This is a genomic window from Enterobacter sp. BNK-13, assembly GCF_048685015.1.
Lineage (GTDB): Bacteria > Pseudomonadota > Gammaproteobacteria > Enterobacterales > Enterobacteriaceae > Enterobacter > Enterobacter quasiroggenkampii.
The window spans coordinates 4,565,267-4,590,991 of record NZ_JBLQTP010000001.1; the positions used below are offsets into that span (position 1 = coordinate 4,565,267).

22 protein-coding genes and 5 tRNA genes are annotated in these 25,725 nt (G+C 55.8%); 17 read left to right on the forward strand and 10 right to left on the reverse strand.

Annotated elements, in window-relative coordinates; all coding sequences use genetic code 11:
* Positions 1-182: 182 nt before the first annotated feature.
* Positions 183-1,802: an ABC-F family ATP-binding cassette domain-containing protein gene (locus ACMGGQ_RS22040; RefSeq protein WP_420290514.1), complete on the forward strand. Its 1,620-nt coding sequence runs from the start codon at positions 183-185 to the stop codon at positions 1,800-1,802.
* Between the two features lie 39 nt (positions 1,803-1,841).
* Here ACMGGQ_RS22040 and ACMGGQ_RS22045 read toward each other — a convergent pair whose 3' ends face one another.
* Complete coding sequence (locus tag ACMGGQ_RS22045; protein WP_008502755.1) at positions 1,842-2,129, reverse strand: HTH-type transcriptional regulator; 288 nt, start codon at positions 2,127-2,129, stop codon at positions 1,842-1,844.
* Positions 2,130-2,460: 331 nt separating this feature from the next.
* Here ACMGGQ_RS22045 and ACMGGQ_RS22050 point away from each other — a divergent pair, with 331 nt between their 5' ends.
* Together ACMGGQ_RS22050 and cspE are read left to right on the forward strand one after the other, a co-directional pair.
* Positions 2,461-3,171 (forward strand): DUF3053 domain-containing protein, encoded by a 711-nt coding sequence (locus tag ACMGGQ_RS22050; RefSeq protein ID WP_024909075.1) that lies wholly within the window; start codon positions 2,461-2,463, stop codon positions 3,169-3,171.
* 247 nt (positions 3,172-3,418) lie between these two features.
* Entirely contained in the window at positions 3,419-3,631 is a 213-nt protein-coding gene (gene cspE, locus ACMGGQ_RS22055; protein ID WP_003860775.1) for an RNA chaperone/antiterminator CspA, read from the forward strand.
* 58 nt (positions 3,632-3,689) lie between these two features.
* Here the strand turns inward: cspE and ghrB are convergent, their stop codons facing one another.
* From ghrB to ACMGGQ_RS22085, 6 genes are all read right to left on the reverse strand, one after another.
* On the reverse strand, positions 3,690-4,664 hold the full coding sequence (ghrB, locus tag ACMGGQ_RS22060; protein ID WP_069720483.1) for a glyoxylate/hydroxypyruvate reductase GhrB: 975 nt from the start codon (positions 4,662-4,664) through the stop codon (positions 3,690-3,692).
* A 28-nt stretch (positions 4,665-4,692) separates the two neighbouring features.
* Positions 4,693-5,973, reverse strand: a complete 1,281-nt coding sequence (locus tag ACMGGQ_RS22065; protein WP_045907864.1) for an MFS transporter — start codon at positions 5,971-5,973, stop codon at positions 4,693-4,695.
* A 117-nt stretch (positions 5,974-6,090) separates the two neighbouring features.
* A complete protein-coding gene (locus ACMGGQ_RS22070; RefSeq protein WP_126348576.1) occupies positions 6,091-7,029 on the reverse strand; it encodes a sugar kinase in 939 nt (312 codons plus the stop codon).
* 3 nt (positions 7,030-7,032) lie between these two features.
* On the reverse strand, positions 7,033-7,782 hold the full coding sequence (locus ACMGGQ_RS22075; RefSeq protein ID WP_025910491.1) for a sugar phosphate isomerase/epimerase family protein: 750 nt from the start codon (positions 7,780-7,782) through the stop codon (positions 7,033-7,035).
* A gap of 103 nt (positions 7,783-7,885) precedes the next feature.
* The gene (locus ACMGGQ_RS22080; protein ID WP_045907861.1) at positions 7,886-8,902 is read right to left on the reverse strand and encodes a LacI family DNA-binding transcriptional regulator; all 1,017 of its coding nucleotides are present in this window, start codon (positions 8,900-8,902) and stop codon (positions 7,886-7,888) included.
* Positions 8,903-9,080: 178 nt separating this feature from the next.
* Positions 9,081-9,743, reverse strand: coding sequence for an OmpA family lipoprotein (locus tag ACMGGQ_RS22085; protein ID WP_024909080.1), 663 nt, complete (start codon positions 9,741-9,743; stop codon positions 9,081-9,083).
* 211 nt (positions 9,744-9,954) lie between these two features.
* Here ACMGGQ_RS22085 and ACMGGQ_RS22090 point away from each other — a divergent pair, with 211 nt between their 5' ends.
* Complete coding sequence (locus ACMGGQ_RS22090; RefSeq protein WP_420290588.1) at positions 9,955-12,234, forward strand: molybdopterin guanine dinucleotide-containing S/N-oxide reductase; 2,280 nt, start codon at positions 9,955-9,957, stop codon at positions 12,232-12,234.
* Here ACMGGQ_RS22090 and ACMGGQ_RS22095 read toward each other — a convergent pair.
* Both ACMGGQ_RS22095 and tag read right to left on the reverse strand, forming a co-directional pair.
* On the reverse strand, positions 12,197-12,643 hold the full coding sequence (locus ACMGGQ_RS22095; RefSeq protein ID WP_063622838.1) for an N-acetyltransferase: 447 nt from the start codon (positions 12,641-12,643) through the stop codon (positions 12,197-12,199). The two genes, ACMGGQ_RS22090 and ACMGGQ_RS22095, sit on opposite strands and share 38 nt — an antisense overlap.
* A complete protein-coding gene (gene tag / locus ACMGGQ_RS22100; protein ID WP_045907859.1) occupies positions 12,621-13,202 on the reverse strand; it encodes a DNA-3-methyladenine glycosylase I in 582 nt (193 codons plus the stop codon). Before tag ends, ACMGGQ_RS22095 begins: the two co-directional genes overlap by 23 nt.
* 153 nt (positions 13,203-13,355) lie before the next feature.
* On the opposite strand from tag, the gene ACMGGQ_RS22105 reads away from it, so the two are divergent.
* From ACMGGQ_RS22105 to dppF, 9 genes are all read left to right on the forward strand, one after another.
* Positions 13,356-14,054: an autotransporter domain-containing protein gene (locus ACMGGQ_RS22105; RefSeq protein ID WP_048028038.1), complete on the forward strand. Its 699-nt coding sequence runs from the start codon at positions 13,356-13,358 to the stop codon at positions 14,052-14,054.
* A gap of 238 nt (positions 14,055-14,292) precedes the next feature.
* Positions 14,293-15,495, forward strand: a complete 1,203-nt coding sequence (locus ACMGGQ_RS22110; RefSeq protein WP_420290515.1) for an MFS transporter — start codon at positions 14,293-14,295, stop codon at positions 15,493-15,495.
* A gap of 256 nt (positions 15,496-15,751) precedes the next feature.
* On the forward strand, positions 15,752-17,443 hold the full coding sequence (eptB, locus tag ACMGGQ_RS22115) for a kdo(2)-lipid A phosphoethanolamine 7''-transferase (protein ID WP_045907857.1): 1,692 nt from the start codon (positions 15,752-15,754) through the stop codon (positions 17,441-17,443).
* 91 nt (positions 17,444-17,534) lie between these two features.
* Positions 17,535-17,611 (forward strand) — tRNA-Pro (locus tag ACMGGQ_RS22120).
* 620 nt (positions 17,612-18,231) lie between these two features.
* Positions 18,232-19,839 carry a dipeptide ABC transporter periplasmic-binding protein DppA gene (gene dppA / locus ACMGGQ_RS22125; RefSeq protein ID WP_262802684.1) on the forward strand — a complete coding sequence of 536 codons (1,608 nt, stop codon included), beginning with the start codon at positions 18,232-18,234 and terminating at the stop codon, positions 19,837-19,839.
* 177 nt (positions 19,840-20,016) lie between these two features.
* Positions 20,017-21,036 (forward strand): dipeptide ABC transporter permease DppB, encoded by a 1,020-nt coding sequence (gene dppB, locus ACMGGQ_RS22130; RefSeq protein WP_008502770.1) that lies wholly within the window; start codon positions 20,017-20,019, stop codon positions 21,034-21,036.
* Between the two features lie 9 nt (positions 21,037-21,045).
* Positions 21,046-21,948 carry a dipeptide ABC transporter permease DppC gene (dppC, locus tag ACMGGQ_RS22135; RefSeq protein ID WP_008502771.1) on the forward strand — a complete coding sequence of 301 codons (903 nt, stop codon included), beginning with the start codon at positions 21,046-21,048 and terminating at the stop codon, positions 21,946-21,948.
* Positions 21,949-21,958: 10 nt separating this feature from the next.
* Positions 21,959-22,942 carry a dipeptide ABC transporter ATP-binding protein gene (gene dppD, locus ACMGGQ_RS22140; protein ID WP_008502772.1) on the forward strand — a complete coding sequence of 328 codons (984 nt, stop codon included), beginning with the start codon at positions 21,959-21,961 and terminating at the stop codon, positions 22,940-22,942.
* Positions 22,939-23,952 carry a dipeptide ABC transporter ATP-binding subunit DppF gene (gene dppF / locus ACMGGQ_RS22145; RefSeq protein ID WP_048028026.1) on the forward strand — a complete coding sequence of 338 codons (1,014 nt, stop codon included), beginning with the start codon at positions 22,939-22,941 and terminating at the stop codon, positions 23,950-23,952. The genes dppD and dppF overlap by 4 nt, the downstream gene beginning before the upstream one ends.
* A gap of 43 nt (positions 23,953-23,995) precedes the next feature.
* On the opposite strand, the gene coaA is transcribed toward dppF, so the two are convergent.
* Positions 23,996-24,946, reverse strand: coding sequence for a type I pantothenate kinase (coaA, locus tag ACMGGQ_RS22150; RefSeq protein ID WP_021242480.1), 951 nt, complete (start codon positions 24,944-24,946; stop codon positions 23,996-23,998).
* Between the two features lie 317 nt (positions 24,947-25,263).
* On the opposite strand from coaA, the gene ACMGGQ_RS22155 reads away from it, so the two are divergent.
* The 4 genes from ACMGGQ_RS22155 (at position 25,264) to ACMGGQ_RS22170 (ending at position 25,706) form a co-directional block, all read left to right on the forward strand.
* Positions 25,264-25,339: transfer RNA gene (locus tag ACMGGQ_RS22155), tRNA-Thr, on the forward strand.
* Between the two features lie 8 nt (positions 25,340-25,347).
* Positions 25,348-25,432: transfer RNA gene (locus tag ACMGGQ_RS22160), tRNA-Tyr, on the forward strand.
* A 117-nt stretch (positions 25,433-25,549) separates the two neighbouring features.
* Positions 25,550-25,624: transfer RNA gene (locus ACMGGQ_RS22165), tRNA-Gly, on the forward strand.
* A gap of 6 nt (positions 25,625-25,630) precedes the next feature.
* A tRNA-Thr gene (locus tag ACMGGQ_RS22170) sits at positions 25,631-25,706 on the forward strand.
* Positions 25,707-25,725 lie beyond the last annotated feature (19 nt).

Sequence of the window (25,725 nt, forward strand, 5' to 3'; positions counted from 1 at the left end):
GGAGTATAAGTCGTCCAAAATTTAACCTTGAAACCGTCAACACATTACCGCTATCCTTATCGCGTTAACTTTCTCGCGCTGGAGCACCCCCCAAAAATGAACAAACACGACTGATGAATTTCGATCCTTGCTAAACGCCACCGCGTCGGCAGGGGATGTTTTGATTTCATTCAGGAGTGCTTATGGCTCATTTTGCGCAGCCCCCTTCTTTTATTTTGCATCAGGTCACCTGTCAGTTTCCGACGGGCGATACCCTTTTTGGTCCGCTGAATCTTTCGCTGGAACCCTCCCTGTGCGCGCTGGTTGGCCGCAACGGCAGCGGAAAAACGCGTCTGCTGCGTCTGCTGGCGGGGCTGGACGAACCGGCTACCGGTCATATCGAACGCTTTGGCTCGCATGCCTGGGTGGCGCAGCAGCACGTCATTTCTTCGCAGACGACGCTGGCTGAATTGCTCGGATATGACGCGATTTTTGCGGCGCGTAAGCGCATCGACAGCGGCGATTACCAGCCCGACGATCTGGCGTTGCTCGACGGTTACTGGGATATAGCCGAACGTCTGAGCGAAGCGTTTATCAATGCGAAGCTCCCACCGTTTGATCCGGATAAACCTGCCGGTGAACTCAGCGGCGGCGAGCGCATTCGTGCCCTGCTGTGCGGGGCGTTTACGGCTGAATCGGATTTCATGCTGCTGGACGAACCCACTAACCATCTGGATCGACAAGGCCGGGCATGGTTCTACGACCAGTTGTGTCGGTATCAGGGCGGCGTACTGGTGGCCTCCCATGACCGTGAGTTACTGGCTCAGGTACCCCGTATCCTTGAGCTGAGCGCCTCGGGTCTACGCAGCTACGGCGGAAATTATGCGGATTATCAAGCCCAGCGCGATGCCGAACAGCAGGCGGCCCGCGCGGCGCTGGAACATGCGGCAACCGAGCGCAAACGCACCCGCGCACGCATGCAAAAAGAGCATGATGACAGCCAGCGGCGGTCGGCAAAGACGTTACGCACCGTCGATACCCTGAATATCGCGTCGTTTGAGCGGGTCAAATATAAAGGCGCGGCAAAGGAACGTATCGGCAGCTGGAAAAAACAGCACAGCGAGCAAAATGAAGCGCTGAACGCCGCGGTTAACAAGGCGCGTGAGCGGGTTGAAGACGATAATCCGGTCATGTTCACTCTGCCGGGGAGTCAGGTCCCGGAGGGCAAACAGGTACTGGTGCTGGAGGATCTGGTGCTGCCGCATGTGCCTGTTCCACCGCTTACCTGGCGGATGGACGGACCGATGCGCGTGGCGTTAAAGGGACCGAACGGCTGCGGAAAATCGACGCTGTTAAAAACTATCCTCGGCGAGATGGCTCCCCGTTCGGGTACCTGTAAGGTCTCCGTTAGCTGTGCTTATCTCGACCAGCATCTCTCCCGGCTCGATCTCTCGCAGTCGGTCATGACGCATCTCAATTTGAGTCATACCCCTCTGGAAGAGGGGGTATTGCGAACCCGTTTAGCGCAGCTTCAACTGGGGGCTGACAAAGTGATGCTCCCATTGGCGGCGCTCAGCGGCGGTGAGCGTCTTAAGGCTGCCCTGGCCTGCGTGCTGTGGCGCGCGGAGGCCACGCAGCTTCTGCTGCTGGATGAACCGACCAATCATCTGGATCTGGCTTCAGTCCAGGCCATTGAAGCGGCGCTGGCCGGTTTCCCTGGGGCACTGCTGGTGGTATCACACGATGAGGCGTTTTTAAGCGGCTTAACGTTAACGCATGCGCTGGTGTGGGAAGAGGCGGGTTGGCGTTGTGATAGCCTGTAAAACACAAGCCCCCGCAAAGGCGGGGGCATTCAATCTTCACTACGCTATCTGTTTGCTGAGTGCAGGGTTGGCCTGAATCAGGCGCATCAGCCTTAACTCGGTTGGGGTGGGTTTCTCACGTTTTGACTCCCACTCCTGCACCATAGCCACGCTGACACCCATCGCTCTGGCGAATTCTTCGGTTTTCAGTCCTGTCCCTTTGCGCAATTGCTCATATTCTGTAAAGGGATTGGATTTTTGTTGCAGGGTAATCGTCTGCGGTACATCTTTAAAAATGATCTGTTCCAGACTGCTCAGCAGTTCAAACTCAGGATCTTTATATTCCATTGAGGACTCCTCTTAAATCTCACATCGTGATCAAGAACATCAGAGAGCCAATTAAGAATAGTCCCTAATACCAACCCAGGATCGTCACGGGTGTGATTAATCGTGCGGTAACGATCGCTGTATCCGATTCAGCAATATGGAGAGTTATGCTAATTCCCTGATTAGTCATATGTCGGCTTCGCCAGGTATTTTTTTGTAAATGATAAGAAATAAATCGGCAATAGCCGTTTTGCATGAAAAGAGTATCTTGCAAGGCTGACCTGGACTATCCTTGTCAGCGTCGGGCACGCGTGTGCCGGTGTGCGCTTTTTTGGGTGAAAGGAGTAATAAAATGGCGACAGGAAAGTCCTGCTCTCGCTGGTTTGCGCCTATTGCGGCGTTGTTGATGGTTGTTAGCCTGAGTGGGTGTTTTGATAAAGAAGGCGATCAGCGCAAAGCGTTTATCGATTTTCTGCAGAATACAGTGATGCGCAGCGGCGAGCGGTTGCCGACGCTGACTGCGGATCAGAAAAAACAGTTTGGCCCCTTCGTGTCCGATTACGCCATTCTTTATGGTTATTCACAGCAGGTGAGCCAGGCGATGGATTCCGGTATCCGCCCGGTAGTGGATAGCGTGAACGCCATCCGCGTTCCACAGGATTATATGACGCAACGTGAACCGCTGCGCCAGTCCAACGGTGCGCTTGGCGTGCTGAGCCAGCAGTTGCAAAATGCGAAAATGCAGGCTGACGCGTCACGTTCTGCGCTGAAGCAGGGCGACGATCTCAAACCGGTCTTCGACAAAGTGTATGAGAAAGTGGTGACCAAACCGTCTGAAGCACTGCAGCCGTTGATTCCAGCCGCGCAAATCTTCACGCAGCAGCTGGTCCAGGTGGGTGACTTTATCGCCCAGCAGAATACGCAGGTGAGCTTTGTTGCCAACGGTATTCAGTTCCCGACCTCCCAGCAGGCAAGCCAGTACAATACGCTGATTGGGCCGCTGGCCTCCCAGCATCAGGCCTTTAGCCAGGCCTGGAGTGCGGCAGTCACTGCCACAGAATAAGACGAAAAACCCCGCTTCTGGCGGGGTTTTTTTTATGCATACAGAAAATAACGCTTGTCATTCCTCTACCACATCGGTATAACTGTTCCCGTCGGTTTGTTACACAGACCTAAAGCAGTTTAGTAAAGCAGTCCAGATTGTTATCCATAGATACCCTTCGTAGTGACCCTTCCTTCATCGCTTAAAAATCTGTAACGCAATCCATCAAGCCGGAAGGCACAATATATTTGTTAATAAGGTAATTTCTATGTCTGCTAAAATGACTGGTCTGGTAAAATGGTTCAACGCTGATAAAGGTTTCGGCTTCATCACTCCTGACGATGGCTCTAAAGACGTGTTCGTACACTTCTCTGCTATCCAGAACGATGGCTACAAATCTCTGGACGAAGGTCAGAAAGTGTCCTTCACCATCGAAAGCGGCGCTAAAGGCCCAGCAGCTGGTAACGTTGTAAGCCTGTAAGCTTCCAACCCAGTAGCAAAGAATTTAAAAACCCGCCTTCTGGCGGGTTTTTTCGTTTCTACCGTTGCACCTGCGGGTTCACGCAGTTTATCTCCACCTTTCCACCTAATGCGGCAATCAGATTATCAACCGCGGTGGCCGCCATGTTGTAGCGCGTCTCATGGGTGGCTGAGCCGATGTGGGGCAGGGCAACCACGTTAGGCAGCGAAAGCAGTGGCGAATCCACCGGCAGCGGCTCCTGCTCAAACACGTCCAGACCTGCTGCATGGATCTCACCGTTTTGCAGGGCCTCAATCAGCGCCTTCTCATCCACCACCGGGCCTCGACCCGCGTTGATGAAAATGGCGGACGTCTTCATTTTTTCAAACGCCTCTTTGCCGATCAGATGACGGGTTTCGTTCGTCAGCGGCAGAACAAGGCAGACAAAATCGGCTTCCTGCAGCAGGGTATCCAGCTCGCAGTAACGGGCGTTGAAGCGTTCTTCGGCTTCACTGTGATGGCGACGCGCGTTATACAGAATCGGCATGTTAAAACCAAAATGCGCGCGCTGCGCCAGCGCCAGCCCGATACGCCCCATACCGACAATGCCCAGCGTTTTGCCGTGAACATCCACACCGAACCAGTCCGGACCAATGCTCTTTGTCCATTCGCCCGCTTTGACGCGCTCAGCCACTTCCACCACGCGACGGGCCGTGGTGAGCATGAGCGCCATCAGCGTATCGGCCACGGTTTCCGTCAGGGCATGCGGCGTATGCATCAGCAGGATCTTGCGGGCGTTTAGGGCATCCACGTCGAAGTTGTCGTAACCCACGGAAACGGTTGAGGTAGCACGAAGCTTCGGCATTTTCTCCAGCAGGGCGACATCCACTTTTTCGCTTGAACCCAGCAGACCCTCGGCGCTGGCGAACGCGTCGGCGTGCTGTGCCACGGTTTCCGGGCGCAGGTTCTTCACCTGCGTGACGGTGAAGTGCTCTTCAAGACGTTTCTGCAGATCTTCCGGCAGGGCTTTATACAAAATGACGGACGGCTTCATGCTAATCTCCGTTGATTTTTTTAAGGATTCAGGCGTGGCGAGCGCCGACAGGGTGTTGTTGATTATTAGCAGGCTTAACAATCAGAGTAAGCCACACCGAGGCGAAAAGCGCCACCCCCATAAAGATGTACGATGCGGACGGACTGCCGGTAGCACCGTTCAGGTAACCCACGAACCAGGAGCCGCAGAACGAACCCAGTGCACCCATACTGTTAATCAGCGCCATCGCGCCACCCGCAACGTTACGCGGCAGCATCTCGGGGATGATGGCGAAGAACGGTCCGTACGGGGCGTACATGGCGGCACCGGCAATCACCAGCAGCGTATAAGAGACCCAGAAGTGGTTTGCGCCCACGGCCCAGGAGCCAATAAAGGCGAAGGCAGCAATCAGCAGCAGCGGCCAGACAAACAGCTTGCGGTTCTGCAGCTTGTCCGACGCCCAGGAGACGATAATCATCGCGATGGTTGCCGCCAGATACGGTACGGATGACAGCCAGCCTACTTCGACCATGCCGAGGTTTTCACCGCCGCTGCGGATAATGGACGGCAGCCACAGCACAAAGCCGTACACGCCAATGCTCCAGGTAAAATACTGTGCGCAGAGCAGGATCACGTTACGCGAGCGGAAGGCTTCACCATAGTTACGTACCGCCTTCAGACCTTGCTGTTCTTTATCCAGCTGCGCCTGCAGCGCTGCTTTTTCATCTTCGGAAAGCCATTTCGCCTGGGCAGGTTTATCTTTCACCAGCACCCACCAGCAGAAGGCCCAGATAATCGCCGGCACCCCTTCAATGATAAACATCTCGCGCCAGCCGAAGGACTGGATCAGGTAGCCCGACACCACCGACATCCACAGTACCGTGACCGGATTACCGAGGATCAGGAAGGTATTCGCGCGCGAGCGCTCAGATTTGGTAAACCAGTTGCTGATGTAGATCAGCATCGCGGGCATAACCGCCGCCTCAACGACGCCGAGGATAAAGCGAATGGCGGCCAGGGCAGGAATATTGTTCACCATGCCGGTCAGTGACGCGCAGGCGCCCCACAGGATCAGACAGATGAAGATCAGCTTACGCACGCTGCGGCGTTCCGCATAAATCGCGCCGGGGATCTGGAAGAAGAAGTAACCCAGGAAGAAAAGGGCACCCAGCAGGGAAGAGATACCTTTGGTGATCCCGAGGTCCTCGGTGATCCCCGCTGCGGACGCGAAGCTGAAGTTGGCACGGTCAAGGTACGCCAGGCTGTACGTGATAAACACGATTGGCATGATGTACCACCAGCGTTTTACTGCATTGGTCGAACTGTTCATAGGCTTGCCTCTGTTGTTGAGGTTGTTACCGCCGTTGTCTGTAGGGTACACGGTGGCTTAATTATTTGGTGCGGCTTGCTGCCCTCACCCTGGCCCTCTCCCACAGGGAGAGAGAATTTAAACGCCGAGCTGTGCTCGCGTTGGTAATCCTTCGCTGTCGCCCTGCACCTGAATGGCCAGCGAGCCAATCTTGTTGCCTCGTGCGACGGCCTGCGGCAGCGTTTTGCCTTCCAGAAGGGCGCTAATCACGCCCACGGCAAAGCCGTCGCCCGCGCCGACGGTGTCGACCACGTTCTCGACCTTCACTGCCGCGACCGCACCCTGTTCACCGTTGGTCGTTTTAAACCATGCGCCATCGGCACCGGTCTTCAGCACCACCGCTTTTACCCCTTTATTCAGGTAGAAGTCGGCAATGCCTTCCGGCGTGCTTTCGCCGGTCAGGATCATCCCTTCTTTCAGGCCTGGCAGAACCCAGTCCGCCCTGAACGCCAGACGGTTCAGTTTCTCCACCATTTCCGCTTCGCTTTTCCACAGCACCGGGCGCAAATTCGGATCGAACGAGATCGTTTTGCCCTGGGCTTTCAGGGTAGCTGCCGCATGATCCAGCAGTTCATACGAGCTGGCAGACAGCGCGGCCGCCACGCCGCTCAGATGAAGATGGCGCGCGGAGGCAAAGTAATCGGCGTGGTAATCCGCGACAGAGAGGTGGCTTGCGGCCGAGCCTTTACGGAAATACTCTACGATGGGATCGGTTCCATTTTCGACCTTGGATTTAAGCTGAAAGCCGGTAGGGAAGCGTCCGTCGAGGGTGACGCCAGCGGCATCAATCCCCTCTTTTTTCAGCGAATCGAGAACGAAATGGCCAAAGCTGTCATCCCCCACGCGGCTGACCCAGCCCACGTTCAGGCCGAGACGCGCCAGGCCGGTCGCGACGTTCAGTTCTGCGCCTGCGACGCGTTTGATAAAGTGCTCCACCGCACTCAGCTCGCCCGTTTCGGTGGCGACAAACATGGCCATGGCTTCACCAATCGTGATGACATCCAGCGTCTTGTGCATGGTTTACTCCTCGCGCAGCAGGTTGACGTAATGGCGGGTAACGGCGGTTAAATCCGACCCTTCCAGCGGGAATTCGATACCGCGCGGGGCATCGGCAGGCAGCTGGCCGAGCAGATCCAGCCAGCGCGCATCTGCGCGGTCCGGTGCGACGGCGCGGAAGTTATCTTTATGCGGCACGGCGGCTTTCACGTGGATATAGCTCACCGCAGGGGCCAGATGACGCGCGGCCTCTTCCGGGGAGTCGCCCACCCACAGCCAGTTCCCCATGTCGAAGGTCAGCGTGACGGGGAGCGCCATTTCCCGACAGGCGGCCTGGAAGCGCTGCATGGGCGCGAGCTGTCCGCAGTCGGTCTGATCGTTCTCCACGACCAGCGCCATACCGCTGGTGTTCAATAGCGTACGCAGGGCGTCGAGCGGTTGCGTGTCGCTGAAATGGCCGAGGGAAACCTTCAGCCACAGGGCGTTCAGGGTGTTGGCTTCAGAGAGATAGTGGGGCAGGTCCGGGTTGAGGGTGCCGTCGGGCATAAACAGGGCGGCGGGTGCGGAGTAGCACGCCAGCAGGCCCAGCAGCTCAATGGATTCGCCCAGCGCAGGCAGCGCCAGCAGCTCTTCGCTGTTGAACAGCTCGCGGCGGATCTCCACGCCGTCTGCCCCCGCACCAGCAATAACAGGGAGCATCGCCCGTTGACCGCCCGCCTGCCGCACCTGTTCCGCACCGTACGCGGCGGTGACCACCATAATTTTTCTGCCCATCTTCGGACTCCATCGCAACATATCAATACTATTACGCTAGATGGAACCGGTTCCAAAGAAAAGGTCAGGATGTTGAATTTATGATCGCTATCACAAGGGAAATTTAACGCGCGGTAGAGCCACGAACGATCAGTTCACCGGAGAAGACCTGCTCGCGAACGGCATCGCTGGTGCCTTCAATACGACGAACCACTTGTTCAACAGCAGCATAGCCAATCTGCCAGGTGGGTTGTTTGAGGGTGGTAATGCCTACGCCAGCCAGTTCCGCCCACTCCAGTTCATCGAATCCCAGCAGACCAATGTCGCTGCCCCAGTGCAGGCCAATGCGCTTGAGCGAGCGGGCAACCTGCAGGGTCAACGCCCCGTTGGCGGAGATAACGGCTTTTCGCATCCCGCGATGGCGCATGTGGAACTGACGCAGGGTGTTGTCGAGCTGCGCGGCTTCGTGCAGCGGCGTTTCGGCATTTTCGGCGATCACGCCGGGATAACGCTCCAGCGTGGCGCGAAATGCGCTCAGGCGTTCACGACGGGTGTTGACCATCCCCAGCGGTTCACTCAGAAACAGAATGGCCTCGAAGCCCTGTTCAATCAGATGTTCGGTGGCGGTCGTCGCGGCCTGGGTGTTGTCCAGCCCGACCACGTCACAGGCAAATTCCGGGATTTTACGGTCGATGAGGACCATGGGCAGGGAGGATTGCTGCAGGCGATTTAATCCTTCTTCACGCATGCCTACCGCGTTGACCACAATCCCTTCCACCTGATAGCTGCGCAGCAGGTCGAGATAATGCAGCTCCTGGTCGACTTCGTTGTTGGTATTACAGACCAGCGGCGTAAAGCCTTTCTCGCGACAGGCGGCTTCGATACCGCTGAGCACGTTCACGGAGTAGGGGTTGGTGATATCGGCGATGATCAGCCCGATAAGGCGGGTGCGGCCGCGTTTGAGCCCGCGCGCCATGAGGCTGGGACGGTAGTCGAGATCGGCAATGGCCTGTTCAATACGCGCCAGCAACGCATCGGACAGCAGGTGTTTCTCGCCGTTAAGATAGCGCGAAATGCTGGTTTTACCGGTTTTGGCGGCTTTCGCCACGTCGCTGATGGTGGCCCGGGCTGGTTTGCTCATCACTGATTTCCCTGAATTTAGTGAGAATACCTTAGCGGGAAAATCGGACGAATCAAGTAATTTGCCCGGTGGCGCTGCGCTTACCGGAGGTTGCGGTCTGATGCCCTCACCCCAACCCTCTCCCACGGGAGAGGGCGCAAACACTAAAAACGGCAACGGGTTGCCGTTTTGCTTTTACCTACTGAATTGGGCTTAACGTAATCTCAACACGGCGGTTCTGCGCTTTGCCTTCCGCCGTGCTGTTGCTGGCGATAGGGTTGGCAGGGCCCATGCCGCTGGTGCGGATGCGGTTTGCTTCAACGCCCTGGGTGATGAGTGAGCTTGCCACGGCATCGGCGCGCTGCTGGGACAGACGCATGTTCAGATCCTGGCTGCCGGTGCTGTCGGTATAGCCCATCACGTTCACCGCGGTCTTGTTGTACTCTTTCAGCACCATCGCCACGCCGGTCAGGGTATTCGCGCCAGCCGGTTTCAGCGTTGCGCTGCTGCTGTCGAAGGTCACATTGTTCGGCATGTTCAGGATGATGTTATCGCCGCTGCGCGTCACGCTCACGCCGGTTCCCTTCATTTTGTCGCGCAGCTTCGCTTCCTGCACGTCCATGTAATAGCCGACGCCGCCGCCCAGCGCTGCGCCTGCCGCTGCGCCAATCAGCGCGCCTTTGCCGCGGTCTTTCTTGGAGGAGGAGAGCGCCCCAACGCCTGCGCCGACCAGCGAGCCGATACCCGCGCCAATGCCGGATTTACCCGCTTCGCGTTCACCGGTGTAAGGGTTGGTTGTGCAGCCAGAAACAGCCAGGGCACCGCTCACCAGAGCGGCAATAACGAGTACGCGTTTTTTCATCTTCTTTCCTTAATCCTTTTTATTCTTTGCCACGGCGAGCGTGGCAGTTGATTATGACGTCCAGATACGGAGAAAATTCCGGTTATAACTCTGAAATTTGTGACAAACCATAAACGGCCTCAACAAGAAGGCCGTAAACCTGCACGCAACCAGGAGCGCACGCTTGAGCACCTCAACGAAAACCATTCTGACCGCCGCCCACTGGGGGCCGATGCTGGTCGAAACCGATGGCGAAAATGTTCTGTCGTCTCGCGGAGCATTGCCAACACAACATCCCAACTCTTTACAGACCGTCGTTCGCGATCAGGTGCATAGCAAAACGCGCGTGCGCTGGCCGATGGTGCGTAAAGGTTTTCTGGCCTCGCCGGACAAGCCGCAGGGTATTCGCGGGCAGGATGAGTTTGTTCGCGTGAGCTGGGATGACGCGCTGGCGCTGATCCACACCCAGCACAAGCGCATTCGCGACAGTTACGGTCCGTCGTCGATTTTCGCCGGGTCCTACGGCTGGCGCTCTAACGGGGTGCTGCATAAGGCGTCGACACTGCTGCAGCGCTATATGAGCCTGGCGGGAGGCTATACCGGTCATCTGGGGGATTACTCCACCGGTGCGGCGCAGGCGATCATGCCGTACGTCGTGGGCGGGAACGAAGTGTATCAGCAGCAGACCAGCTGGCCGCTGGTGCTGGCGCATACCGATGTGGTGGTGCTGTGGAGCGCTAACCCCCTTAACACGTTGAAAATTGCCTGGAATGCCAGCGACGAGCAGGGCATTGGCTATTTCGACGCGCTGCGCAAAAGCGGCAAGCGCATCATCTGCATTGACCCGATGCGCTCTGAAACCCTGGATTTCTTCGGCGACAGCGCCGAGTGGGTTGCCCCGCATATGGGCACCGACGTGGCAATGATGCTGGGTATCGCCCATACGCTGGTGGAAAACGGCTGGCACGATGTCGAATTCCTGACGCGCTGTACCACCGGCTTCGATAAGTTCGCCGACTACCTGACGGGCCAGTCCGATGGCGTGGCGAAAACGGCAGAGTGGGCAGCAGAGATTTGCGGTGTTCCTGCGGATAAACTCCGCGAACTGGCGGCGTTATTCCATAAAAATGCCACGATGTTAATGTCTGGCTGGGGGATGCAGCGCCAGCAGTTTGGCGAGCAGAAACACTGGATGCTGGTGACCCTTGCCGCGATGCTTGGGCAGATCGGTACGCCGGGCGGCGGTTTTGGTCTCTCCTATCATTTTGCCAATGGCGGTAACCCCACGCGTAAAGCGGCGGTGCTGGCGTCTTTGCAGGGCTCGGTGCAGGGCGGCGTGGATGCGGTGGATAAAATCCCGGTGGCGCGTATTGTTGAAGCCCTGGAAAATCCGGGCGGGTTCTATCAGCACAATGGTCTGGACCGCCACTTCCCGGATATTAAATTTGTCTGGTGGGCGGGTGGGTCAAACTTCACGCACCATCAGGATACCAATCGCCTGATCCGCGCCTGGCAGAAGCCGGAGCTGGTGGTGATTTCAGAGTGCTTCTGGACCGCCTCGGCGAAACACGCCGATATCGTCCTCCCGGCGACCACCTCGTTTGAGCGTAACGATCTCACCATGACCGGCGACTACAGCAATCAGCATATGGTCCCGATGAAGCGCGTGGTGGCCCCGCGTGATGAAGCGCGTGATGATTTTGACGTGTTTGCTGAACTGAGCGAACTGTGGGAAGCGGGCGGTCGCGCGCGTTTTACTGAAGGGAAAAGCGATCTGCAATGGTTGGAGACATTCTACCAGATTGCCGGGCAGCGCGGCGCGGCGCAGGGCGTGACGCTTCCGCCATTTGCTGAGTTCTGGGAGGCGAACCAGATTATTGAAATGCCGGAGAACGAACAGAACGCGCAGTTTGTTCGTTTCGCTGATTTTCGACGCGATCCGGAGAACCATCCGCTGAAAACCGAGAGCGGAAAGATTGTGATCTACAGCGAGCGTATCGCCAGCTTTGGCTATGCTGACTGCCCGCCGCATCCTACGTGGCTCGAGCCGGACGAATGGCACGGCAACGCCCGGCCGGATCAGCTGCAGGTGTTGTCTGCCCATCCCGCGCACCGTCTGCACAGTCAGCTTAACTATACCTCCCTGCGCGAGCAGTATGCGGTCGCCGGACGAGAGCCGATCACGCTGAATACCCTCGACGCGAAAGCGCGCGGGATTGCGGACGGCGACGTGGTGCGCGTCTGGAATTCGCGTGGACAGGTGCTGGCAGGGGCGGTGGTGAGCGACGGTATTAAGCCGGGCGTGATCTGCATTCATCAGGGCGCATGGCCTGACCTTGAGCTCGCCGAAGGCGGTATCTGTAAAAACGGGGCGGTTAACGTGCTGACCAAAGATCTCCCCAGCTCTAAGCTGGGGAATGGCTGCGCAGGAAACACGGCGCTGGCCTGGGTCGAGAAATATACGGGTCCCGAGCTTACCTTAACGGCGTTTGATCCGCCTGCCAGCTCATGATCCAGGTCGGGTGCTGGGTGTCATCCTGCCAGGCGCTGTCTTCAATGCGAAAGCCCTGCGCATGGTAGAAGTTCACCGCCCGGACATTTTTCTGATACACCTCCAGGGTTAAGTGCGGAAAGCGCTGTTGAACATGGTTCAGCAGCGCGCGCCCGATACCTTTCCCGATGCATGACGGCGCCACAAACAGGGCGCCGACAAACTGAGACTGCATCACGCTGATAAATCCGTATGGCTCGCCATCCTGTTCCCAGACCCAGGTTTCAGCGGACGGCAGGTAAACATCCCGCACCATGGCCTCATTCTCTTTCCAGTAATTCGGCGCGATAAACGGATGCGCTTCTGTAGTGCTTTCAAGCCACAGGCTCAGAAGCGGCGCGGTATTTTCACTTTGCCATTTGCGGATCATGATGGCCTCCCGGATGACAGAAGCAGCCGGTAACGTGGTCGTTGACCAGGCCACAGGCCTGCATAAAGGCGTAGCAGATGGTGGAGCCGACAAACTTAAAGCCGCGTTTTTTCAGGGCCTTCGAGAGCGCATCCGAGGCTGGGGTGGAGGCCGGGATGTCCGCGAGCGTGGCGGCCTGCGTGACTTGCGGAGTGTTGTTCACAAACGTCCAGACAAAATCTGAAAATGATTCGCCGTTTTGCTCCATCGCCAGATAAGCGCGTGCGTTACCGATGATGGCCTGGATCTTACCGCGATGGCGGATGATGCCGGCATCCTGCACCAGTCGTTCCACGTCCTCATCGGTCATCGCGGCGACGGCGACGGGATCGAACTGATGGAAGGCGTTGCGGTAATTTTCGCGTTTCTTCAGTACCGTAATCCATGACAACCCCGCCTGCTGGCCCTCAAGGCAGATCATCTCAAAGAGCTTTTTGCCATCCGTTTCCGGCACGCCCCATTCCCGATCGTGATAGTCGATATAAAGCTGATCCTGGCTTACCCAACCGCAACGTTCCATCCGTCATCTCCCTTATTGATACTGATTTCGCAAAAATTTCGTTCTGACTGGCTTGACGTGTTTACTATAAAGACAATAGTTAATACAGGGCTATAAGCTCTTCCTGAATAACGACAAATATCGCCGAATTCGGCTCTCTCTGGGGTCGCGTTGATGATGATAAAAAAAATCAGTGGTCGCCATGCTGTGTCTGGCCTGGTGGGAATTTCAGCCTGCCTGTTTTTTTGTAATACAGCGTCTGCCTGGCAACAGGAATATATCGTTTCAGACGCCCAAAATAATACGGCGGAACGCTATACATGGGACGCGGATCACCAACCGCGCTATGAGGATATTCTCGCTGAGCGTATTCAGTCTTCGCAAAACGCCCCGGGTCTTGCCCTGAATATACCGTCTGGCAGTACGGCAGAGGGGGCGATGAGCGTGGGCTGGAATTTTCCCGTTTCAGCGCGCATCACCACTGGCCCGGTGGTGGCGTGGCGTTATGACGGCACGGCTCCCATGATGATCAACGAGTTTGGGGATAGCGCGTCGACACAGTCAGTCACGGACCCGCTCTGGCATGCCAGCATCAGCACGCTGGGGTGGCGCGTGAATACCCAGTACGGCGATCTCCGGCCCTGGGCGCAGATCAGCTATAACCAGCAGTTTGGTGAAAACCAGTGGAAATCGCAGTTTGGTATGCCACAAACGCCCGCCCCTGCTCAAAACGGTAGCTGGATGGATGTCACCGTAGGAACGGATATTCCCTTTAATACGCACATGGCGGCCTATGCGTCGCTGGCTCAGGGGGAGCATACCACTACCGGTGAGGAGTTTTTATACACCCTCGGCGTCAGCGCGAATTTCTAGAGTTGTTACTTTTTTAAACGTTACGATAACATCTCAAATACAACAACCACAGGGTTTACAGCGATAGCAGGTACTAACACGCTATCGCTTTATTCCCGTGCCAGGTCATTCATTCCCGATTCCAGGCATTTCATTCCGTTCCGCCTGCATTTCATGCCGTTTTACCCCAGGCATATTAAGGTTTTGTTTATCGTTGTCCTCAGCGAACTTCCTTAATTTCTCTTGCAGGACAACTGCCATGAACACATCAACCTATAACCGCACGCGCTGGCTCACGCTCTTTGGTACCATCGTCACTCAGTTTGCGCTGGGGTCGGTCTATACCTGGAGCCTGTTTAACAGCGCGCTTTCCGACAAACTCGGCGCGCCGGTCAGTCAGGTCGCGTTCTCCTTTGGTTTGCTGAGCCTGGGTCTGGCGATTTCATCTTCCGTCGCGGGCAAGCTGCAGGAGCGTTTTGGCGTGAAGCGCGTGACCATGGCGTCCGGTATCCTGCTGGGTCTGGGCTTTTTCCTGACCGCGCATTCAAGCAACCTGATGATGTTGTGGCTAAGCGCTGGCGTGCTGGTGGGGCTGGCGGACGGTGCGGGGTATCTGCTGACGCTGTCAAACTGCGTGAAGTGGTTCCCGGAACGTAAAGGCTTAATCTCGGCGTTTGCCATTGGTTCTTACGGTTTGGGCAGCCTCGGGTTCAAATTTATCGACGCCCATCTGCTGGCGTCCGTCGGTCTCGAAAAAACCTTCATGATCTGGGGCGCTATCGTGCTGGTGATGATTCTGTTCGGCGCCACGCTGATGAAAGATGCGCCGCAGCAGGAAGTGAAATCTGTAAACGGCGTGGTGGAGAACGACTTCACCCTCTCGCAGTCCATGCGTAAGCCACAGTACTGGATGCTGGCGGTGATGTTCCTGACGGCCTGCATGAGCGGTCTGTATGTCATCGGCGTGGCGAAAGATATCGCGCAGGGGATGGTGAAACTGGATGCAGCCACGGCGGCCAACGCGGTGACCGTGATTTCCATTGCTAACCTCTCAGGTCGTCTGGTCCTCGGTATTCTGTCTGACAAAATTGCCCGCATCCGCGTGATTACGATTGGGCAGGTGGTTTCGCTGGTCGGTATGGCGGCGCTGCTGTTTGCTCCGCTGAATGAAGCCACCTTCTTCGCGGCGATTGCCTGCGTGGCCTTTAACTTCGGCGGCACCATTACCGTCTTCCCGTCACTGGTGAGCGAGTTCTTTGGCCTGAACAATCTGGCGAAAAACTATGGGGTTATCTATCTGGGCTTCGGGATTGGCAGTATCTGCGGCTCGCTGATTGCCTCCCTATTCGGCGGGTTCTACGTGACCTTCTGCGTGATCTTTGCCTTGCTGATTATCTCGCTGGCACTGTCCACGACGATTCGTCAGCCGCAGCGTGAAGTCTTCAAAGAGGTGCATGCCTGAGACGTTAAATAAGGCCGGTTATCCGGCCTGTTTCTTATGTGAAAACCGAGGCTTTGCTGGCGTTGTCAAATTCCTGAAGTGTTTTTTGTAAATAACTGTACCGATCACACACTCTGCTGCCACTTTTCCCTTCCTCTGTGGTCTACTTACCACGCCTGTCGTCGTTTCACTGAACGATCCCCTGTGCGTATATGTAATCTGCCCACGTAATAATCAGCGTGGGCGGTGGTACTGTCCCTTGTTCCGGGTAGCTTGCATGAAATACATTAAATCGATGGCGCAACAAAAGCTCTGCTTTTTGCTGGCGTTGTACATCGGCCTGTTTATGAATGGCGCAGTTTTTTTTCGTCGGTTTGACGGTTATGCGCATGATTTTACCGTCTGGAAAGGAATTGCAGCGGTTGTCGAATTGGTCGCTGCGGTACTGGTCACCTTCTTTTTATTCCGTATTCTTACTCTGTTTGGCCGTCGCGTGTGGCGAGTGCTGGCAACGTTTATCGTGCTGTGCTCGGCGGGTGCCAGCTATTACATGACCTTTATGAACGTGGTGATTGGCTACGGCATTATTGCCTCGGTGATGACCACGGATATCGACCTCTCTAAAGAGGTTGTTGGGCTCCACTTTATTCTCTGGCTGGTGGCCGTCAGCGCCTTGCCGCTGCTGCTCATCTGGAGCAACCGCTGCCGCTACACGCTGGTTCACCAGATCCGCACGCCCGGAAAGCGATTCAGAAGCGTCGCCGTGGTGTTGCTGGCGGGCCTGATGGTCTGGGGGCCGATTCGCCTGCTGGAAGTGAAGCAGAAGAATGATGAACGTACCTCCGGCGTGGATCTGCCAAGCTATGGCGGTGTGGTCGCCAACTCGTATTTGCCGTCTAACTGGATCTCCGCGCTGGGGCTGTATGCGTGGGCGCAGGTGGATGAATCCTCGGATAATAAGTCGCTGATAAACCCGGCGAAGAAATTTACCTATGTTGCGCCAAAGGATATCGACGATACCTACGTTGTCTTTATTATCGGAGAGACCACGCGCTGGGATCATATGGGTATTCTCGGCTATAACCGTGATACCACACCTAAACTGGCGCAGGAAAAGAACCTGATTGCCTATCGTGGCTATTCCTGTGATACCGCCACCAAGCTCTCCCTGCGCTGCATGTTTGTACGCGAGGGCGGGGCGAGCGATAACCCGCAGCGTACGCTAAAAGAGCAAAACGTCTTCTCGGTGCTGCATCAGCTTGGGTTTACCTCCGACCTCTATGCGATGCAGAGTGAGATGTGGTTCTACAGCAACACCATGGCGCAAAACATCTCCTACCGCGAGCAGATTGGCGCAGAGGCGCGCAACCGCGGAAAACCTGTCGATGACATGCTGCTGATAGATGAGATGAAACTCTCTCTCAACGGTAAGCCTGATGGCAAGCACATGATCATCCTGCATACCAAAGGGTCGCACTTTAATTACACCCAACGCTATCCGCGTAGCTTTGCCAAATGGACGCCGGAATGTGTCGGGGTGGATAAAGACTGCACCAAGGCTCAGCTGATTAACTCCTACGACAACTCCGTGATGTATGTGGATCACTTTATTGATACCGTGATTGACCAGGTTCGTGATAAGAAAGCGATCGTCTTCTATGCGGCGGACCACGGTGAATCCATCAATGAATACGAGCATCTCCACGGTACGCCACGCAAGATGGCGCCGCCGGAGCAGTTCCGCGTGCCAATGATGGTGTGGATGTCCGACAAGTATCTGGAAGACCCGGAGAAAGCGAAGATGTTTGCTCAGCTGAAGAAAGAGGCGGAGATGAAGGTGCCGCGTCGTCACGTTGAGCTGTATGACACCATCATGGGTTGTCTCGGCTATACCTCACCGGATGGTGGAATTAACGAAAACAACAACTGGTGTAAACTCCCCGATAACAGCGCAAAAGCCGCGCAGTAGCTGCTCTGGCGAGAATATCGCCAGTTGAATGGCTTTTTGAAAATAAGGGATTGACGGGCGCGCACCTCAGCAGTAAGATGCGCTCCGCATTCGGCGAGTAGCGCAGCTTGGTAGCGCAACTGGTTTGGGACCAGTGGGTCGGAGGTTCGAATCCTCTCTCGCCGACCACATTCTGAAAAGGGCTAACCGCAAGGTTAGCCCTTTTTGCATTATGACCTTACCCCACCAGAGTATCCAAAACGCCTGTTAGACCGGCTTCTCCCTGTCTGTTAACGATTTTGTGACATAATCCATTGTATTTTTTTATATATAGATTGATCTTTTTTCGCGTTGCTTATGGATAACCTCAGCATTTTTCGCTGTGCGTTTTAACGTTCGCGGTATTTAGTGCTCAGATAATCACCATTCTGCAAGAAAATTTACCCATTCTGAATAAAAGTTAATCACTGATTGTGGCGAAATAGGGAGAGAGTTGTGCTGCAACATGGCGAGTAGCATAAATTTCCCTGCTGAAAACTGGCGCTCATGGTTTTTTTAATCTTTGTTTGCGGTTTCTCACACTCAGCGTAAATCCCCGTCACCTGTATTGACGTTTTCACATTCTGTTGACAGATTGTAGGGCATGAGGGGCATTTCAGGGACGATCTGCGCTGCAACTCAAACGCTCTTCTGAAAGGATTCTCCATCCCTTTAACGCCTTCGGGCACCTCCGACCGGACCGGGTAAAAAATAAATAAAGGTCTGGCGGCGTAACACAACAAAGCAAAACATCACATTGGAGCAGAATAATGAGTATTTCCTTGAAGAAGTCAGGGATGCTGAAGCTTGGTCTGAGCCTGGTGGCTATGACCGTGGCAGCAAGCGTACAGGCAAAAACCCTGGTTTACTGTTCTGAAGGCTCGCCGGAAGGCTTTAACCCACAGCTCTTTACCTCTGGTACGACGTACGACGCAAGCTCTGTACCGATCTATAACCGTCTGGTTGAATTCAAAACCGGTACCACGGAAGTGATTCCGGGTCTGGCTGAGAAGTGGGACGTCAGCGAAGACGGTAAAACCTATACCTTCCACCTGCGCCAGGGCGTGAAGTGGCAGGACAGCAAAGATTTCAAACCAACGCGCGACTTTAATGCCGACGACGTTGTGTTCTCCTTCGACCGTCAGAAAAACACCCAGAACCCGTACCACAAAGTCTCTGGCGGCAGCTATGAATACTTCGAAGGGATGGGCCTGCCGGATCTGATCTCTGAAGTGAAAAAAGTGGACGATAATACCGTTCAGTTCGTGCTGACGCGTCCTGAAGCGCCGTTCCTGGCAGACCTGGCCATGGACTTCGCCTCTATTCTGTCCAAAGAGTACGCGGACAACATGCTGAAAGCCGGTACGCCGGAGAAAGTCGACCTGAACCCAATCGGTACCGGTCCATTCCAACTGCTGCAGTACCAGAAAGACTCCCGTATTCTGTATAAAGCGTTCGAAGGCTACTGGGGCACCAAGCCGAAGATTGACCGTCTGGTCTTCTCCATCACGCCTGATGCGTCCGTACGTTATGCAAAACTGCAGAAAAACGAATGCCAGGTGATGCCATACCCGAACCCGGCAGACATCGCCCGCATGAAGCAGGACAAGAACATCAACCTGCTGGAGCAGGCTGGCCTGAACGTGGGCTATCTCTCCTTCAACACCGAGAAGAAACCGTTTGATGACGTGAAAGTGCGTCAGGCGCTGACCTACGCGGTGAACAAAGAAGCGATTATCAAGGCGGTTTACCAGGGCGCTGGCGTTGCAGCCAAAAACCTGATCCCACCAACCATGTGGGGCTATAACGACGACGTTAAAGACTACTCCTACGATCCTGAGAAAGCGAAAGCGCTGCTGAAAGAAGCGGGCCAGGATAAAGGCTTCACCGTCGAGCTGTGGGCGATGCCGGTACAGCGTCCGTACAACCCGAACGCACGCCGTATGGCAGAAATGGTTCAGGCTGACTGGGCTAAGATTGGCGTTCAGGCCAAGATTGTGACCTACGAGTGGGGCGAGTACCTGAAGCGCGCCAAAGCGGGTGAGCACCAGGCAGTCATGATGGGCTGGACCGGTGATAACGGGGATCCGGACAACTTCTTCGCCACCCTGTTCAGCTGCGCGGCGGCAAAAGACGGTTCTAACTACTCTCGCTGGTGCTACAAGCCGTTTGAAGACCTGATCCAGCCGGCGCGTGCGACCGACGATCACAACAAACGTATTGAACTGTACAAGCAGGCACAGGTTGTTATGCACGATCAGGCTCCGGCGCTGATTGTTGCTCACTCCACCGTGTACGAGCCAGTGCGTAAAGAAGTGAAAGGCTACGTGGTTGATCCACTGGGCAAACACCACTTCGAAAACGTATCGGTTGAATAATTAAAAGCAACGCCAGGCGGCGCTGCGCTTGCACTGGCCTACGGTCTGTAGGTCGGGTAAGCGTAGCGCCACCCGGCAGCAGTGCTTAATTCTCTCTCTGAAAGGAGAGGGGATAAGATTTGTGAGCAATACAGACGTCACGCCACTGGTCGTGCGTCATCAGAGAGAATCCGGGTTATGTTGCAGTTCATCCTCCGACGTCTGGGACTTGTTATCCCCACGTTTATCGGTATCACCCTTCTCACTTTTGCCTTCGTCCATATGATCCCCGGCGACCCGGTAATGATTATGGCGGGCGAGCGTGGTATTTCCCCTGAGCGCCATGCACAGCTGCTGGCTGAACTCGGTCTTGATAAGCCGATGTGGCAGCAGTATCTCCACTATATCTGGGGCGTGCTGCACGGTGATTTAGGGATTTCACTGAAAAGCCGTCTTCCGGTGTGGGACGAGTTCGTGCCGCGTTTTAAAGCGACACTGGAGCTTGGCGTCTGCGCCATGATTTTCGCCACCGCGGTGGGTATCCCTGTCGGGGTACTGGCTGCCGTCAAGCGTGGCTCTATTTTTGACCATACCGCCGTGGGCCTGGCGCTGACCGGCTACTCCATGCCTATCTTCTGGTGGGGCATGATGCTGATCATGCTGGTCTCGGTGCAGCTAAACCTGACACCAGTTTCCGGGCGCGTCAGCGATATGGTCTTCCTGGACGACTCCAACCCGCTCACCGGCTTTATGCTGATTGATACGGCTATCTGGGGTGAAGAGGGCAACTTCATGGATGCCGTCGCGCACATGATCCTGCCTGCCATGGTTCTGGGTACCATTCCTCTGGCGGTGATCGTCCGTATGACCCGTTCATCAATGCTGGAAGTGCTGGGTGAGGATTACATCCGCACCGCCCGCGCCAAAGGCCTGACGCGTATGCGCGTCATTATCGTCCATGCGCTGCGTAACGCCATGCTGCCGGTAGTGACCGTTATCGGTCTCCAGGTGGGGACGTTGCTTGCGGGGGCGATCCTGACCGAAACCATCTTCTCCTGGCCGGGCCTGGGTCGCTGGCTGATTGACGCGCTGCAGCGCCGTGACTATCCGGTTGTGCAGGGCGGTGTTCTGCTGGTCGCGACGATGATTATCCTCGTCAACCTGCTGGTCGATTTGCTCTACGGCGTGGTGAACCCGCGTATTCGTCATAAGAAGTAAGGGGCCATCATGTCACAGGTTTCTGAAAACAAAGTTGTTGCTGCACCGGTTCCGATGACGCCGATGCAGGAGTTCTGGCACTACTTCAAGCGCAACAAAGGCGCGGTGGTGGGGCTGGTGTATGTCGCTATCATGATCCTGATTGCGGTGTTCGCAAACGTGCTGGCGCCGTATAACCCGGCGGATCAGTTCCGCGATGCGCTGCTCGCCCCGCCTGCCTGGCAGGACGGCGGTAGCCTGGCGCACCTGCTGGGGACCGATGATGTGGGCCGCGATGTGCTGTCGCGTCTGATGTACGGTGCGCGCCTGTCGCTGCTGGTCGGCTGTCTGGTGGTGGTGTTATCCCTGATTATGGGGATCGTACTGGGTCTGGTTGCCGGTTACTTCGGCGGCATTGTTGATAACATCATCATGCGTATCGTCGACATCATGCTGGCGCTGCCAAGCCTGTTGCTGGCGCTGGTGCTGGTGGCGATCTTCGGGCCGTCGATCGGTAACGCCGCCCTGGCGCTGACGTTCGTGGCGCTTCCTCACTACGTGCGTTTAACCCGCGCGGCGGTGCTGGTGGAAGTGAACCGCGACTACGTCACGGCGTCTCGCGTAGCGGGGGCCGGTGCGATGCGCCAGATGTTTGTCAATATCTTCCCGAACTGCCTTGCGCCGCTGATCGTTCAGGCGTCGCTCGGTTTCTCTAACGCCATTCTTGATATGGCCGCTCTTGGCTTCCTGGGCATGGGTGCGCAGCCGCCAACACCGGAGTGGGGCACCATGCTCTCCGACGTGTTGCAGTTCGCACAAAGCGCCTGGTGGGTTGTCACCTTCCCGGGTCTGGCAATCCTGCTGACGGTGCTGGCATTTAACCTGATGGGTGATGGCCTGCGTGATGCGCTTGATCCCAAACTGAAGCAGTAAGAGGCACGAGATGGCGTTATTAAATGTAGATAAATTATCGGTGCACTTCGGCGATGAAGGCACCCCGTTTCGCGCCGTGGACCGCATCAGCTACAGCGTCAATCAGGGCGAAGTGGTGGGTATCGTTGGAGAGTCCGGTTCCGGTAAGTCCGTCAGCTCGCTGGCGATCATGGGGCTGATTGATTACCCGGGCCGCGTGATGGCGGAAAACCTGCAGTTCAACGGTCAGGACCTGAAGCGCATTTCTGAAAAACAGCGCCGCCAGCTGGTGGGCGCGGAAGTGGCGATGATTTTCCAGGATCCGATGACCAGCCTGAACCCGTGCTACACCGTCGGTTTCCAGATTATGGAAGCGATTAAGGTGCACCAGGGCGGGAATAAGAAAACCCGTCGTCAGCGGGCGATCGATCTGCTGAACCAGGTGGGTATTCCTGACCCGGCTTCGCGTCTGGACGTTTACCCGCACCAGCTTTCCGGCGGGATGAGCCAGCGCGTGATGATCGCCATGGCGATTGCCTGTCGGCCAAAGCTGCTGATTGCGGATGAACCGACGACGGCGCTGGATGTGACCATTCAGGCACAAATCATCGAGCTGCTGCTGGAGCTGCAGCAGAAAGAGAATATGGCGCTGGTGCTGATTACGCACGATCTGGCGCTGGTGGCCGAAGCCGCGCACAAAATCATCGTGATGTATGCCGGCCAGGTGGTCGAGACCGGAAATTCGCACGATATCTTCCGCGCGCCGCGTCACCCGTATACCCAGGCGCTTTTACGCGCGCTGCCGGAGTTTGCTCAGGATAAAGCGCGTCTGGCATCGCTGCCGGGTGTGGTGCCGGGTAAATATGACCGTCCGCAGGGCTGTCTGCTCAATCCGCGCTGTCCGTATGCGACGGACAAATGCCGGGCGGAAGAGCCAGAGCTGAACCAGCTGGCTGACGGTCGTCAGTCGAAATGCCACTACCCACTCGATGATGCCGGGAGGCCAACACTATGAGTACGCAACAGGCCACCACGCAACAGCCGCTGTTGCAGGCCATCGACCTGAAAAAATATTACCCGGTGAAGAAGGGACTGTTTGCCCCTGAACGCCTGGTGAAAGCGCTGGACGGCGTCTCCTTTAACCTCGAACGCGGTAAAACGCTGGCGGTGGTGGGAGAGTCAGGCTGCGGGAAATCGACGCTGGGCCGTCTGCTGACGATGATTGAAGTGCCGACCGGCGGTGAGCTCTATTATCAGGGCCAGGATCTGCTCAAGCACGATCCGCAGGCGCAGAAGCTGCGTCGCCAGAAAATCCAGATTGTGTTCCAGAACCCGTATGGTTCTTTGAACCCGCGTAAAAAAGTGGGGCAGATTCTGGAGGAACCGCTGCTGATTAACAGCAATCTGAGCAAAGAGCAGCGCCGTGAAAAAGCGCTGGCGATGATGGCGAAGGTCGGCCTCAAAACCGAGCATTACGACCGCTATCCGCATATGTTCTCCGGTGGCCAGCGTCAGCGTATCGCCATCGCACGCGGTCTGATGCTTGACCCGGACGTGGTGATTGCCGACGAGCCGGTATCGGCGCTCGACGTCTCCGTGCGTGCGCAGGTGCTGAACCTGATGATGGATCTGCAGCAGGAGCTGGGACTCTCTTACGTGTTCATCTCCCACGACCTGTCGGTGGTAGAGCATATTGCCGATGAAGTGATGGTGATGTATCTGGGGCGCTGCGTGGAGAAGGGGACCAAAGACCAGATCTTTAATAACCCTCGCCACCCGTACACCCAGGCGCTGCTGTCCGCGACGCCGCGTCTGAACCCGGACGATCGTCGTGAGCGTATTAAGCTGACGGGAGAGCTGCCAAGCCCGCTGAATCCGCCTCCGGGATGTGCATTCAACGCCCGCTGCAGCCGCCGCTTTGGCCCCTGCACCCAGCTACAGCCGCAGCTGAAGGATTATGGCGGCCAGTTGGTGGCCTGCTTCGCGGTCGATCAGGATGAAAACGGCGAGAAGCCACACGTATAACGAAAAAAACCGGCGTTAAGCCGGTTTTTTTATGTCTGCTTTATTATTTCCGCAGGCGAATCTGGTCGACGGCGTGCTTCTCGCTCTTGGTGAGGATCAGGCTCGCACGCTCGCGCGTCGGCAGGATGTTCTCTTTGAGATTCACGTAGTTGATCTCATTCCACAGCCCCGTCGCCACATTGATCGCTTCTTCTTCAGACAGCTGAGCATAGTGGTGGAAATAGGAGTCCGGATCGGTGAAGGCCCCTTCGCGGAACTTCAGGAAGCGGTTGATGTACCAGTTCTGCAGCAGGTCTTCCGGCGCATCGACATAAATAGAGAAATCGACGAAATCCGAGACAAAGACGTGATGCGGGTCGTGAGGATAGTCCATGCCGCTTTGCAGCACGTTCAGACCTTCCAGAATGAGAATATCCGGCTGGACCACCGTTTTATCCCCACCCGGGATGCGATCGTAGATCAGGTGCGAATAGACCGGCGCTGTCACGTGAGGCACGCCGGATTTCAGGTCGGAGACAAATTTCACCAGACGGTGCATATCATAAGAGAGCGGGAAGCCTTTCTTCTTCATCAGCCCGCGTTCTTTTAAGACTTCGTTTGGATGCAGGAAGCCGTCGGTCGTGATCAGCTCCACGCTGCGGTGTTCCGGCCAGCGGCTCAACAGCGCCTGCAGAACGCGTGCGGTGGTACTTTTACCCACGGCCACGCTGCCTGCGATACTAATGATATAAGGAATGCGTTGACCGTTCGTCCCGAGAAACTGCTCCAGCACCGCCTGACGACGCAGGTTCGAGCTGATATAGAAGTTAAGCAAGCGAGAGAGGGGGAGATAAATTTCTGCCACCTCTTCAAGGGACAGATCTTCGTTTATCCCTTTTAACCGTGCGATTTCACCTTCCGTCAGCGTCATAGGGACGGAATCACGCAGGGCAGCCCACTGGCTGCGGTTAAAGTGAAGATAAGGCGTCATTAACGTTTGCTCTTTTTTGCTCATAAGCATGCTTCAGTGAGCCAGCGCTACACTGCCGGATCGTGGCTCATCACACAGTTAATTTTGGACAATGGGCAGGAGGTTAACACCAGATGGCAGGAATAATAAGAAAAAAGATGGATAGCGCTGCGTTACGCGGAAGCCGTCACGCTATGGTGTATATAGTGTAAATCACGCGTGCATGTTGATTATTTGACCCGCAATGACTACTTTTACAGCGCTTAGCGCTTCGTTCGCATAAAATGTGAGCGAAAGAACGTTTTATGCAAATTTTTAGTTGCATGACCGCGCAGGTATCCATAGAATGCGCGCTACTTGATGCCGACTTAGCTCAGTAGGTAGAGCAACTGACTTGTAATCAGTAGGTCACCAGTTCGATTCCGGTAGTCGGCACCATCAAGTCCGGTGGGGTTCCCGAGCGGCCAAAGGGAGCAGACTGTAAATCTGCCGTCACAGACTTCGAAGGTTCGAATCCTTCCCCCACCACCACTTTCTGGCAGCGTAAATGCCGCCGGAGCTGGTTGGAAAAATTAGCCAGCTCAAACTGAAAAAGAGAGAAATCTCTTTTTTTGTTACAGAAAGAACTGGGTAGCCGAGTTTCAGGATGCGGGCATCGTATAATGGCTATTACCTCAGCCTTCCAAGCTGATGATGCGGGTTCGATTCCCGCTGCCCGCTCCAATACGTGCTGATATGGCTCAGTTGGTAGAGCGCACCCTTGGTAAGGGTGAGGTCCCCAGTTCGACTCTGGGTATCAGCACCACTTCACTTCTCCTTCCCGT